At 64.5% G+C, this 13729-nt stretch carries 12 protein-coding genes; all 12 read left to right on the top strand.

The window, feature by feature from the left end; genetic code table 11:
* Positions 1-49: 49 nt before the first annotated feature.
* Positions 50-1120 (top strand): multiple monosaccharide ABC transporter substrate-binding protein, encoded by a 1071-nt coding sequence (chvE, locus tag P0R31_RS32555; RefSeq protein ID WP_275518677.1) that lies wholly within the window; start codon positions 50-52, stop codon positions 1118-1120.
* Between the two features lie 149 nt (positions 1121-1269).
* Entirely contained in the window at positions 1270-2847 is a 1578-nt protein-coding gene (mmsA, locus tag P0R31_RS32550; protein WP_275518675.1) for a multiple monosaccharide ABC transporter ATP-binding protein, read from the top strand.
* Entirely contained in the window at positions 2844-4034 is a 1191-nt protein-coding gene (gene mmsB, locus P0R31_RS32545; protein WP_036005525.1) for a multiple monosaccharide ABC transporter permease, read from the top strand. Before mmsA ends, mmsB begins: the two co-directional genes overlap by 4 nt.
* A 162-nt stretch (positions 4035-4196) precedes the next feature.
* Positions 4197-4859, top strand: a complete 663-nt coding sequence (locus P0R31_RS32540) for an HAD family hydrolase (RefSeq protein ID WP_275518672.1) — start codon at positions 4197-4199, stop codon at positions 4857-4859.
* Positions 4860-4865: 6 nt separating this feature from the next.
* Positions 4866-5816 carry a sugar-binding transcriptional regulator gene (locus P0R31_RS32535; RefSeq protein WP_275518671.1) on the top strand — a complete coding sequence of 317 codons (951 nt, stop codon included), beginning with the start codon at positions 4866-4868 and terminating at the stop codon, positions 5814-5816.
* 357 nt (positions 5817-6173) lie between these two features.
* Positions 6174-7487, top strand: a complete 1314-nt coding sequence (locus P0R31_RS32530; RefSeq protein ID WP_275518669.1) for an ABC transporter substrate-binding protein — start codon at positions 6174-6176, stop codon at positions 7485-7487.
* 82 nt (positions 7488-7569) lie between these two features.
* The gene (locus P0R31_RS32525) at positions 7570-8442 is read left to right on the top strand and encodes a carbohydrate ABC transporter permease (RefSeq protein WP_275518668.1); all 873 of its coding nucleotides are present in this window, start codon (positions 7570-7572) and stop codon (positions 8440-8442) included.
* 1 nt (position 8443) lies between these two features.
* The gene (locus P0R31_RS32520; protein ID WP_036005504.1) at positions 8444-9274 is read left to right on the top strand and encodes a carbohydrate ABC transporter permease; all 831 of its coding nucleotides are present in this window, start codon (positions 8444-8446) and stop codon (positions 9272-9274) included.
* Between the two features lie 14 nt (positions 9275-9288).
* Positions 9289-10296 carry an ABC transporter ATP-binding protein gene (locus tag P0R31_RS32515; RefSeq protein WP_275518666.1) on the top strand — a complete coding sequence of 336 codons (1008 nt, stop codon included), beginning with the start codon at positions 9289-9291 and terminating at the stop codon, positions 10294-10296.
* Positions 10297-10327: 31 nt separating this feature from the next.
* Positions 10328-11101, top strand: a complete 774-nt coding sequence (locus tag P0R31_RS32510; protein ID WP_275518664.1) for an SDR family NAD(P)-dependent oxidoreductase — start codon at positions 10328-10330, stop codon at positions 11099-11101.
* Positions 11102-11135: 34 nt separating this feature from the next.
* On the top strand, positions 11136-12782 hold the full coding sequence (locus P0R31_RS32505) for an FGGY-family carbohydrate kinase (RefSeq protein WP_275518663.1): 1647 nt from the start codon (positions 11136-11138) through the stop codon (positions 12780-12782).
* Positions 12783-12787: 5 nt separating this feature from the next.
* Positions 12788-13723, top strand: coding sequence for a carbohydrate kinase family protein (locus P0R31_RS32500; RefSeq protein ID WP_275518662.1), 936 nt, complete (start codon positions 12788-12790; stop codon positions 13721-13723).
* Positions 13724-13729: the final 6 nt, after the last annotated feature.

Raw genomic sequence — 13729 nt, 5'->3', positions numbered from 1 at the left:
GTCGTTCTCGACACTACGAAGAAAGTCTGACACCCAAAGGGAGTGAAACATGCTGAAACTGAAGACCACATTTCTCGCGCTGGCGCTCGCCAGTGCCGCCACGATGGCCACAGGCGTCACTGCCTTCGCCCAGAAGGCGACGGTCGGCATCGCCATGCCGACAAAATCCTCGGCGCGCTGGATCGACGACGGCAACAACATGGTCAAGGTGCTGAAGGAGCGCGGCTACAACACCGACCTGCAATATGCCGAGGACGACATCCCGAACCAGCTCTCCCAGGTCGAGAACATGGTGACCAAGGGCGCCAAGGCGCTGGTGATCGCTGCGATCGACGGTACCACCTTGTCCGACGTGCTCAAGCAGGCGAAAGCAAAAGGCATCACCGTGATCGCCTATGACCGCCTGATCCGCGGCACGCCGAACGTCGACTATTACGCGACCTTCGACAACTTCCAGGTCGGCGTGCTCCAGGCGGAGTCGATCGTGCAAGGTCTCGGCCTGAAGGACGGCAAGGGCCCCTTCAACATCGAGCTGTTCGGCGGCTCGCCCGACGACAACAATGCCTACTTCTTCTACAACGGCGCCATGAGCGTGCTGAAGCCGTATATCGACAGCGGCAAGCTCGTCGTCGTGTCCGGCCAGATGGGCATGGATAAGGTCGCGACCCTGCGCTGGGACGGCGCCACTGCGCAGGCCCGCATGGACAACCTGCTCAGCGCCTATTACGGCAATAAGAAAGTCAACGCCGTGCTGTCGCCCTATGACGGCCTCTCGATCGGCATCATCTCCTCGCTGAAGGGCGTCGGCTACGGCAGTGCCGGCCAGCCGATGCCCATCATCTCGGGCCAGGATGCCGAGGTGCCTTCGATCAAGGCCATGCTGCGCGGCGACCAGTACTCGACCATCTTCAAGGACACCCGCGACCTCGCCAAGGTGACCGCTGACATGGTCGACGCCGCGCTCGCCGGCAAGCAGGTCACCGTCAACGACACCAAGACCTACGAGAACGGTGTCAAGACCGTGCCGTCCTATCTGCTGAAGCCGGTTGTGGTCTACAAGGACAATTGGGAGAAGACCCTGGTCGACAGCGGCTACTACAAGAAGTCGCAGTTCCAGTAAGTGAGTGCTCCGTCGTTCCGGGGCGATGCGAAGCATCGAACCCGGAACCTCGAGATTCCGGGTTCGATGCTCCAGGCCCGCTTCGCGGCCCCGGCGCATCGCCCCGGAATGACGGCGGAGAGATAAGCTTTTTCAAGGACACCAAAGCCATGACCGCCATGCTGGAGATGCGCAACGTCAGCAAGAGCTTTGCCGGCGTGCAGGCGTTGCGCGACGTCAACTTCTCGGTTCGCGCCGGGCAGATCCATGCGCTCGTCGGCGAGAACGGCGCCGGCAAGTCGACGCTGATGAAGGTGCTGAGCGGGGTCTATCCGCACGGCAGCTACGAGGGCACCATCGTCTTCGAGGGCGAGGAGCGCCGCTTCCGCGACATCAATGATTCCGAGGCGCTGGGCATCATCATCATCCATCAGGAGCTGGCCCTGATCCCGCTGATGTCGATCGCGGAGAACATCTTCCTGTCGCATCCGCCGTCGAAGTTGGGGGTGATCGACCGCGACGAGGTCTACCGGCGCACGCGCGAGCTGCTGGCGCAGGTTGGCCTGAAGGAATCGCCGGATACGCTGATCACCGATCTCGGTGTCGGCAAGCAGCAGCTGGTCGAGATCGCGAAGGCGCTGTCCAAGCGGGTGCGGATGCTGATCCTGGACGAGCCGACCGCGAGCCTCAACGAGGCTGACAGCGCCGCGCTGCTGGAGCGCCTGATGGCCTTCCGCGAGCAGGGCATCGGCTCGATCCTGATCTCGCACAAGCTGAACGAGGTCGCCAAGGTTGCCGACCACATCACCGTGCTGCGCGATGGCCGCACGGTGGACAGCATCGACTGCCATGCCGAACAGATCCAGGAAGACCGCATCATCCGCAGCATGGTCAACCGCGATATGGCGCACCGTTTCCCGGAGCGCAACGTGAAGATCGGCGAGCCCGTGCTCGACGTCGAGAACTGGTCGGTCTATCACCCCATCCATCCCGAGCGGCAGGTGATCAAGAACGTCAGTTTCGGCGTCAAGCGCGGCGAGGTCGTGGGGATCGCCGGGCTGATGGGGGCAGGGCGCACCGAGTTCGCCATGAGCCTGTTCGGTCGCTCCTGGGGCACCAATATCAGCGGCATTATCCGGCTCGAGGGCCGTGAGATCGCGCTGCCGAGCGTCGCCGCCGCGATCGATGCCGGCCTTGCCTACGTCACCGAGGACCGCAAGCAGCTCGGCCTGATCCTCGCCGACGACGTCCGCAAGAACATCACGCTGGCGAGCCTCGACCAGGTCGCACCCGGCAGGGTGATCGACGATATCGCCGAGCTCAAGGTCGCCAGCGACTACCGCAACCGCATGCGCATCCGCTGCTCCGACGTCTACCAGGAGACCGGCCAGCTCTCCGGCGGCAACCAGCAGAAGGTCGTGCTGTCGAAATGGTTGATGACCGACCCGAAGGTCCTGATCCTGGACGAGCCGACCAGAGGTATCGACGTCGGTGCCAAGTATGAGATTTACTGTATCATCAACGAGCTTGCGGAAGCCGGCCGCGGCGTCGTGGTGATCTCCTCGGAGATGCCCGAGCTGCTCGGCATCTGCGACCGCATCTGCGTCATGAACGACGGCGCCTTCGTCGGCGAGTTCAAGGGCTCAGAGGCGACACAGGAAAAGATTATGCGCGCCATCATGCGCAACGAACGAAGCATTGGGAACGCCGCGCCCGCGGCCGCGGAGATGGGAGGATCGCAGCCATGACCGACAAGACGGTTTCGCTGCCCGAGGAGCGCCGGCACGGCAGCTTCATCAAGAACAATTTGCGCAATTACGGCATGTTGATGTCGCTGGTTGCGATCATGCTGTTCTTCCAGGTCGTGACCGGCGGCACGTTGCTGCAGCCGCTCAATCTCACCAACCTGGTGCTGCAGAACAGCTACATCGTCATCATGGCGCTGGGCATGCTGCTGGTCATCGTCACCGGCCATATCGACCTTTCGGTCGGCTCGGTCGCAGGCTTCATCGGCGCCGTGGCGGCCTTGCTGATGGTGACCTACAAGGTCGATTATACGCTCGCCTTCATCGCTTGCCTCGCGCTCGGCGGCGCGATCGGTGCGGCGCAGGGCTATTGGGTGGCCTATTTCAAGATCCCCTCCTTCATCGTGACATTGGCGGGCATGCTGGTGTTCAAGGGCTTGGCGCTCGCCGTGTTGCAGGGCCAGTCGCTCGGGCCGTTCCCGGCGACCTTCCAGAAGCTGTCCTCGGGTTTCATTCCGGAACTGCTGCCCGAGGCCGGCACGCTGCATCCGACCTCCATGCTGATCGGCGCCGTTCTCGCGCTCGGGCTCGTCTATGCCAGTGCCAAGGGAAGGTCGCGCGAGCAGTCGCACGGCATCGAGGTCGAGCCCTATGCGTTCTTCCTCGGCAAGAGCATCTTGCTCGCCTGCGCCGTGCTCTATTTCACCTATCTGATCGCCTCGCATCGCGGCCTGCCCAACGTGCTGGTGATCATGACCGCGCTGATCGCGCTCTACGGCTTCGTCACCCGCCGCACCGTGATCGGCCGGCAGATCTACGCCGTCGGCGGCAACGCCAAGGCGGCGAGCCTGTCGGGCATCAAGACCGAGCGGCTGACCTTCCTCACCTTCGTCAACATGGGCGTCCTCGCCGCGCTCGCCGGCCTCGTGTTCGCCGCGCGGCTCAACACGGCGACCCCGAAGGCCGGCCTCGGCTTCGAGCTCGACGTCATCGCTGCCTGTTTCATCGGCGGCGCCTCGGCCTATGGCGGCGTCGGACGGGTCGGCGGTGCCGTGGTCGGCGCCATGATCATGGGCGTGATGAACAACGGCATGTCCATCCTCGGCATCGGCATCGACTATCAGCAGGTCATCAAGGGCCTGGTTCTGCTCGGTGCGGTGTGTATCGACGTGTACAATCAGCGGCGGTAGGTCGTAGGGTGGGTTAGCCGAAGGCGTAACCCACCAGCGCCTGTTACCGCGGATGCAGAAGTGGTAGATCAGGCCTCCGGCTAAGCCACCCTACGCGCGCATCCTATCGCTCGCGCCAGCCGAGCTATTGCTCACCGCGTGAGTATATGATCGAATGTCCGGATGGAGCAGGGCCGGCCAAATCCCGATCTGATCATCTTCGACTGTGATGGTGTGCTCGTCGACAGCGAGCTCTTGAGCTGCCGCTGCCTGTCTGAGGTCCTGGCGGAATTCGGCCTCGTGCTCAGCGAGGAGCAGGCGCTCGAGCTGTTTCTCGGACGCAGCACCAAGGCCGTCGAGCAGCATTATCGTGATCTCGGCCACTCGCTGACGGACGCCTTCATGTCCCGACTGAAGTCGCGTGTGCTGGAGAATTTTGCCGCCTCGCTCGCGCCGATCCCCGGGGTGGAGGCGGCGATCTCCGGACTGACCGTGCCGTTCTGCGTGGCTTCATCCAGCGACCTCGACCGCGTTTCGCTCTCGCTCGACGTCACCGGTCTTCGGGCATATTTCGGCGATCGGATCTACACCGCGCAGATGGTCAGGCACGGCAAGCCGGCGCCCGATCTTTTTCTTCATGCTGCCGAAAGCATGCGCACGCCGCCATCGCGTACGCTGGTGATCGAGGATAGCGTCAGCGGCGTGCAGGCGGGCAAGGCGGCCGGCATGACCGTCTGGGGATTTGTTGGCGGCGGCCATTATCGCAACCGCGATGGCCGGGCTATATTATCCGCCGCCGGGGCCGATCGGGTCTTCGCGCATATGAGCGATCTCTGGGAGGTGTGAGCGCGCATGGCCGCCGAGAACGACAAGTCGAGACTCGACGACGCCGCGCGCGCCGGCTGGCTCTACTTCATTGCCGGCCATACCCAGGACGAGATCGCGAAGATGCTCCAGGTGTCGCGCGCCTCGGCGCAGCGGCTGGTCTCGCTGTGCCTCGCCGAGCGGCTCATCACCTTCCGGCTCGAACATCCCATCGCAGCCTGCATGGAGCTGGCGGCGCGCCTGAAGCAACGGTTCAACCTCGTCCATTGCGAGGTGGTGCCGGCCGATCCGGCCGCGCCGCAGGCGACGGCGGGTATTGCCGAGCGCTGCGCCAATTTGCTCGATTCCACGCTGCGTTCGGAGACGCCCGTGATCGTCGCACTCGGCACGGGGCGGGCGGTGCGTGCCGCCGTCGAGCGCGTCACGCCGATCGAGCGGCCCAATCACCAGATTGTCTCGCTGGTCGGCAACATCTCCGCCGACGGCTCGGCGAGCTTCTACGACACGGTCGGCCGGCTCGCCGACCGCACCGGCGCGCGGCACTATCCGATGCCGCTGCCGTTCCTGATGTCGTCGGAGGACGAGCGCAACAAGATGGTACGCATCGAGCCGATCGCGAAGGTCAAGGCGGTCGCGGCCAGAGCTGATTTACGCCTCGTCGGCATCGGCCAGATGGACCAGAAGGCGCAGGTGCACGTCGACGGCTTCGTCACCCGCGACGAATTGTTCGAGATGATGCGACTGGGCGCCATCGGCGAGATCACCGGCTGGGCCTATGACGCCAAGGGTCGCCTGCTCAAGGCCGGCACCAACAAGCGCCTGACCAGCATTCCGCCGGAAGTGCCGGCGAAGACCACGACGATCGGTGCGGCGGTGGGCGCGGCCAAGGTTCCGGCCATCGCGGCGGCACTGAACGGTGGCCTGATCAACGGGCTGATCACCGACGAGGCGACGGCAATGGCCATTCTGGAGCGGTAAGGGCGAGCTCGTGCGGCAGCGCGACTCGGCTCCCTCTCTCGCTTGCGGGAGAGGGGTGGGGAGAGGAGAGGGTCTCTTCGCTGGCAAGACTCCCCCGGGGAGAAAGCCCTTACCCGCATCGCATCTGTCGATGCGATACGACCTCGTCCCCAAGCGGGAGAGGTGGGCCAAGCCGCTGCGTTTGTTCCAAACAACTGCGATCGCCTCCGCACCGCGCGACCTCCATCACTCCCGCACCGCAGCACTCATAAGTTGCTGGAACGCCCACGCGGCTGCTTGACAACGCGCCGCCCTTGCGTTGAACATACGCCCAACGCGTGGGCATATGCCCAAAACGCGAATTGAGGGGAGGTCACCGTGAAACACGTCCTGGGCGCCGTCTGCGGCGCGTCTTGCCTGCTGCTGGCCGTCCCGGCGATGGCCGAAACGACCCTGACGATCGCCACCGTCAATAATGGCGACATGATCCGCATGCAGGGGCTGACGGGTGAGTTCACCAAGAAGAACCCTGACATCACCGTGAAATGGGTGACGCTCGAGGAGAACGTGCTGCGCCAGCGCGTCACCACCGATATCGCCACCAAGGGCGGCCAGTTCGACGTCCTCACCATCGGCACCTACGAGGTGCCGATCTGGGCCAAGAAGGGCTGGCTGGTGCCGCTCGCCAACCTCGGCGCCGATTACGACGTCGCCGACCTCCTGCCCAAGATCAAGGACGCGGTCTCCGCCGACGGCAAGCTCTACGCCGCGCCGTTCTACGGCGAGAGCTCGATGGTGATGTACCGCACTGATCTGTTCGAGAAGGCCGGCCTGAAAATGCCGGAAAAGCCGAGCTGGGACGTCGTGATCGACGCCGCCAAGAAGCTGACCGACAAGAGCGCCGGCACCTATGGCATCTGCCTGCGCGGCAAGGCAGGCTGGGGCGAGAACATGGCGTTCCTCTCGGCGATGGCCAATTCCTATGGCGCGCGCTGGTTCGACGAAAAGTGGCAGCCGCAGTTCAACACGCCGGAATGGAAGACGACACTCACCACCTACGTCAACCTGATGAAGGAAGCCGGCCCTCCCGGCGCCAGCTCCAACGGCTTCAACGAGAATCTGGCGCTGTTCAACGCCGGCAAATGCGCGATGTGGATCGACGCCACGGTCGCGGCGTCCTTCGTCACCAACCCCAAGGAGTCCAAGGTCGCCGACAAGGTCGGCTTCGCGCTCGCGCCCAACACCGGGCTCGGCAAGAACGCCAACTGGCTGTGGGCCTGGAATCTCGCAATCCCGGCCGGCTCCAAGAAGACGGAAGCTGCCGAAAAATTCATCGCCTGGGCAACCAGCAAGGACTACACCAAGCTGGTGGCGTCGAAGGAGGGTTGGGCCAACGTGCCGCCGGGCACGCGCACCTCGCTCTACCAGAACGACGAGTACCTGAAGGTCGCGCCGTTCGCTAAACTGACGCTGGCCTCGATCGACGCCGCCGATCCCAACAAGCCGACGGTGAAGCCCGTTCCCTACGTCGGCGTGCAATACGCCGCCATCCCTGAATTCCAGGGCATCGGCACCCAGGTGGGCCAGCAGTTCTCGGCGGCGCTTGCGGGATCGATGACGGTCGATGCAGCGCTCACGGCTGCGCAGTCCGCTACCGAGCGCGAGATGAAGCGCGCCGGCTACATCAAGTGAACGGGCTCTCCCTGAGCTCAAACTTGCGGCCATCCATCCTTGCTGGATGGCCGCCCTTCTTCCTCCGAGCGGAGCGCCAAGAATGGCAACCCGGCAGACGCAGCTTCTTGCGCGGTCGCTCCTGACCCCGGCCGTCGGGTTGCTGTTCATCTGGATGATCGTCCCGCTGGCGCTGACGATCTACTTCTCGACGCTGCACTACAGCCTGCTCGATCCCGGCTCGGAATCGTTCGTCGGCCTTGAAAACTTCCGCTACTTCCTCACCGATCCTGCCTTCCTGGCCTCGCTCCAGAACACGCTGGTGCTGGTCGGCTCGGTGCTGGCGCTGACCATCCTGCTCGGCGTTCCCCTGGCGCTGCTGATGGACCAACCCGTGATTGGCCGCAATTTCGTCCGGCTGATGGTGATCGCCCCGTTCTTCGTGATGCCGACGGTGAGCGCGCTGGTCTGGAAGAACCTGTTGATGCATCCGGTGTCGGGATTGTTCGCCTGGCTCGCCTCGCTGTTCGGTCTGACGCCGATCGATTGGTTCAACGATGTGCCGCTGCTCGCGGTGATCCTGATCGTGACCTGGCAATGGCTGCCGTTCGCGACCCTGATCCTGCTGACCGCGCTGCAATCGCTCGACGAGGAGCAGAAGGAGGCCGCCGAGATGGACGGCGCCAGCGCCGTCTCGACCTTCATCTACATCACGCTGCCGCACCTCGCGCGTCCCATCACGGTGGTGATCCTGATCGAGACCATCTTCCTGCTCACGGTGTTCGCCGAGATCTTCGTCACCACCGGCGGCGGGCCGGGCCTGCAGACCACCAACATCGCCTTCTTGATCTATTCGCAGGCGCTGATCCAGTTCGACGTCGGCAGCGCCTCGGCGGGCGGGCTCGTCGCGGTGGTCATTGCCAACATCGTCGCCTTCTTCCTGGTCCGCATCGTCGGCCGCAACCTGGAGGCCTGACATGGCACGGATGGCGACGACGCGACGGGTGATGATATCGACGGCGGCGGCCTGGCTGTTCGGCTTCCTGATCTTCTTTCCGATCCTGTGGATGGGGCTGGCGAGCTTCAAGACCGAGCTTGAGGCCTTCGCGATCCCGCCATCCTTCCTGTTCTTCCACTGGACCACGGAAAATTACGCGACCGTGCAGGAGCGTAGCGACTACCTGCACCACGCGATGAACTCGATCATCATCGCCGGCGGCTCGACGCTCATTGCGCTGTTGATCGCCATTCCAGCCGCCTGGTCGATGGCGTTCTCGCCGACCAAGCGCACCAAGGACATCCTGCTCTGGATGCTCTCGACCAAGATGATGCCGCCGGTCGGCGTGTTGGTGCCGATCTACCTGATCTACAAGAGCCTCGGGCTGCTCGATTCCCGCATCGGCCTCGTCTTCATCCTGTGCCTCGGGAATTTGCCGATCGTCATCTGGATGCTCTTCACTTATTTCAAGGAGATCCCGCGCGACATCCTCGAAGCGGCGCGCATGGATGGTGCCACGATCGGCCGTGAGCTGGTCTACGTGCTGACGCCGATGGCGATCCCGGGATTGGCGTCCACGCTGCTGCTCAATCTGATCCTGGCCTGGAACGAGGCGTTCTGGACGCTGAACCTGTCCACCTCGAGCGCTGCGCCGCTCACCACGTTCATCGCCTCCTATTCGAGCCCCGAAGGGCTGTTCTGGGCAAAACTGTCGGCGGCGTCCACGCTGGCGATCGCGCCCATTCTCGTCCTCGGTTGGTTCAGCCAGAAGCAGCTCGTGCGCGGGCTCACCTTTGGCGCGGTGAAATAGGGGGCTGCCGGATCATGGGTCAGATCACACTTCAGGGCGTGCAGAAATCCTTCGGCCCCGTACACATCATCAAGGGCGCCGACCTCGAGATCGCCGATGGCTCCTTCGTGGTGTTCGTCGGTCCCTCCGGCTGCGGCAAGACCACGCTACTGCGGCTGATCGCGGGGCTCGAGGACGTCAGCGGCGGCAAGATCCTGATCGACGGCAAGAACGTCGTCGATACGCCGCCCGCCAAGCGCGGGCTGTCGATGGTGTTCCAGTCCTACGCGCTCTATCCGCATATGAGCGTGCGCGGCAATATCGGCTTCGGCCTCAAGATGGCGGGCTTGCCGAAGGACGAGATCAACCGCAAGGTCGAGGCGGCCGCCGCGACGCTGAATCTCACGCCCTACCTCGACCGCAAGCCGCGCGAGCTCTCCGGCGGCCAGCGCCAGCGCGTCGCGATCGGCCGTGCCATCGTCCGCGAGCCCAAGGCATTCCTGTTCGACGAGCCGCTCTCCAACCTCGACGCCGCGCTGCGCGTGCAGATGCGCATCGAGGTGACGCGACTTCAGAAGCAGCTCGGCACCACCGCGATCTACGTCACCCACGACCAGGTCGAGGCTATGACCATGGCCGACAAGATCGTCGTGCTCAACGGCGGCAAAATCGAGCAATATGGCTCGCCGCTGGAGCTTTACGAGCGACCCGCCAATCTCTTCGTCGCCGGCTTCATCGGCTCGCCCAGGATGAACTTCGTCACTGGCGAGCCCGCTTTGCAGAAGGGGGCGGCGACGATCGGCGTTCGGCCGGAGCATCTGAAGATCGAGCGCGACGGCGGTGGCGGCTGGCAGGGTACCATTGCGGTGGCCGAGCATCTCGGCAGTGACACCTTCCTCTACGTCGATGCCGGCGCGCTCGGCATGCTGACGGCGCGCTACATCGGCGAATTGAGCCTGCATGCCGGCGACCGGGTGTCGCTGATGCCCGACCCTGCGCGCATTCACCGCTTCGACGAGAGCGGCAACGCTCTTCGGGGCTGACAAGAAACGGCAAGAAGACGGAAAGACGACCATGTATCTGGAAAAATTCAGGCTGAGCGGCAAGACCGCGTTCATCACCGGCGGCGGCCAGGGCATCGGCCTCGCCTGCGCGGAGGCGCTGGCTGAGGCCGGCGCGAAGGTCATTATCGGCGACCGCGACGGCAAGGTCGCCGACGGCGCTAAAGCGAGCCTCAGGGCGAAGGGCTACGACATCGAGACCGCAATCATGGACGTCACTAACACCACACGCGTGGCGGAGGTGGCAAATGATCTCGTCGCCCGCCATGGCAAGGTCGACATCCTCGTCAACAATGCCGGCATCGCACGGAGCGAGACGCCGGCCGAGACCGTTACCGACGAGCACTGGCTCAACGTCATCGACGTCAATCTCAACGGCACTTTCTGGTGCTGCCGCGAGTTCGGCAAGCATATGTTGAAGGCTGGAAGCGGCGCCATCGTCAACATAGGCTCGATGAGCGGCTTCATCGTCAACAAGCCGCAGGAGCAGTGCTTCTACAACGCCTCCAAGGCCGCCGTGCACCATCTGACCAAGTCGCTGGCCGCCGAATGGGGCGCGCGCGGCATCCGCGTCAACGCGGTGGCGCCGACCTATATCGAGACGCCGCTCAACGCCTTCGTGAAGAGCAATCCGAAAATGTATGACGCCTGGATCGGTGGAACCCCGATGGCGCGTATGGGGCAGGTCGAGGAGATCGCCTCCGTCGTGCTGTTCCTCTCGTCCGAGGCCGCGAGCCTGATGACCGGCAGCATCGTGCTGGTGGATGGCGGCTACACTTGCTGGTAGGCTCACCGTCAAAACGGACGGACCGGGAGAGACCATGCCGCGAGCGTATATCGGCGTCGACGTGGGGACCACGAGCACGCGGGCAGGGGTGTTTGACGAGGCCGGCACGCTGCTCGCGACGGCCCGGCATCCGATCAGGATCTGGCACGAGGCCGGCGACATCGTCGAGCAGTCGTCAGAGGACATCTGGCAGGCCTGCGCCAAATCGGTGCGCGCGGCGATGGCGGAAGCAGCGATTGCACCTAGTAGCATCGGCGGCATCGGTTTCGATGCCACCTGTTCCCTCGTGGTGCTCGATCCGCAAGGCGCGCCGCTCACCGTCAGCGCCTCCGGCGATGCGCAGCGCAACGTCATCGTCTGGATGGACCATCGCGCCACGGCCGAAGCGCGGCTGATCAACGAGACCGAGGATGCCGTGCTGCGCTATGTCGGCGGCTCGATCTCGCCGGAGATGGAGATGCCGAAGCTGCTCTGGCTGAAGCGGCATCTGCGCGCGAGTTTCGATGCCGCCGGTCACTTCTTCGACCTGGCCGATTATCTGACCTGGCGGGCGACCGGCGCGCTGCAGCGCTCGACCTGCACCGTCACCTGCAAGTGGAACTATCTCGCCCATGACGGTGGCGGCTGGAGCGCGCCGTTCTTCAAGCGCATCGGCCTGTCCGACTTCGTCGCCGAAAAATACGCGCGCATCGGCACCGAGGTCGTTGCGCCCGGGACGCGCCTTGGCGTCGGGCTCACGCCGGCAGCAGCAGTCGAGCTCGGCCTTCCTCCCGGCACCCCGGTCGGCGCCTCCCTGATCGACGCCCATGCCGGCGGTATCGGTGCGATCGGCGGCCGTGACGGGGCGGGCGGCCCGAGCGATGTCTGCGATCGTCTTGCCTACATCATGGGAACGTCGGCCTGCATCATGGCGACGACGAAGGAGCCGTGCTTCGTGCCGGGCGTGTGGGGTCCCTATTATTCCGGCATGGTGCCGGATTTCTGGCTCAATGAAGGCGGGCAGTCCGCCGCGGGCGCTGCGATCGATCATCTCCTCAAGTCGCATCCCGGCCATGCCGAGGCGACCGCGGCGGCACGCAGCGAAGGCCTCGACCTCATCGATTTCCTCGAGCGCCGCATCATGGCGCGCGCCGGCGATGCCAGCCGTGCCGCGCTGCTGGCGCGCGACATCCACGTGCTGCCGGAATTCATTGGCAACCGCTCGCCCTATGCCGATCCAGACACGCGCGCGGTGATCGCGGGCCTTGATCTCGACACTGACGTCGCCGCGATGGAACGGCTGTTCGTCGCCGGCCTCTGCGGTCTTGCCTACGGGCTTGCGGAGGTCATCGAGGCTTTTGCCGCGCATGGGGTCCGCTCCAGCATCATGATCATGGGTGGCGGTGCCAGCCGCAGTCCTTTGGTGCGCCAGATCATGGCGGATACCACCGGTCTCACGGTCGCGTTGCCGCAGACCAGGGAGCCGGTGCTGCTGGGCGCCGCGATGTTAGGGGCGGTCGCCGGTGGCGCCTATGGCTCGATCGGTGAGACGATGGCCAAGATGTCGGCGCTGGGACGCAAGAGCGAGCCGACCGCGCCTGATATGGCCGCGTTTCACGCCCGCAAGCGCGAGGTCTACAAGCTGCTGCGCGAGCTCGATCGCGGCAGCCGTGCCGCGATGCGCAGCGTCGCGAGAGGTTGAAGGAGATGCTGATTGCCTGCGGCGACGCGCTGATCGATTTCGTGCCGACGCGAAACGTCGAAGGGCGCGAAGCGGTGATGCCCGCGGTGGGCGGCTCCTGCCTGAACGTCGCGATCGGCATGGCGCGGCTGGGCGCGCCAACTGGTTTCGTCGGCGGCATCTCGACCGACCTGTTCGGGCGCATGATCGCCGATCATGCCTCCGCATCGAAGGTTGCACTCGATCTCGCCACCCGCAGCGACCACCAGACTACGCTCGCCTTTGTCCGCATTGTCGCGGGTGAGTCGCACTACGCCTTCTACGATGCCGAGACCGCGACGCGGAGCTGGACTTACCGGCATGGGTCCATTCCGTTCGATACTGTCGAGGCCGTCCATGTCGGCTCGACCACGCTGGTCAACGACCAGGGTGCGGCCGAGACCAAGGCGCTAATCGCAGACGCACGGGACTCGTCCACGATCTCCTTCGATCCGAACTGCCGACCGGTTCTCGTCAAGGACAAGCCGGGCTATCTCGCGCGCATGGCCGGGTTCGCCGGAAGTGCCGATCTCATCAAGATGTCGGACGTCGATTTCGGCTATCTCTTCGGCGAGGAGCCCTATCAGCAGCGCGCGAGCACGTTGCTGGGGCAGGGCACCAGCCTCGTCGTCATCACCCGCGGCAACAACGGCGCCATCGCGTGGCACACGCAAGCAGGGCAGATCGAAGTGCAAGCACCAAAGGTCGAGGTGGCCGACACGATTGGCGCCGGCGACAGCTTTCAGGCGGCGCTGCTGTTCGCCCTGTACAAGCAGGGTCGCATCGCCCGACCGAGATTGCAGGACATCGGCGCGGACGAGCTCCGCCTGGCGCTGTCCTTCGCCGCCAATTGTGCCGGCCTGACCTGTACGCGTCCAGGCGCCGATCCGCCCTGGAGCCACGAGATCAATTGGGACTGGTAGTCCACG

Origin of the sequence: Bradyrhizobium yuanmingense (assembly GCF_029167105.1) — a bacterium.
Classification (GTDB): domain Bacteria; phylum Pseudomonadota; class Alphaproteobacteria; order Rhizobiales; family Xanthobacteraceae; genus Bradyrhizobium; species Bradyrhizobium yuanmingense_A.
This window is presented reverse-complemented; position numbering and strand designations above follow the sequence as displayed.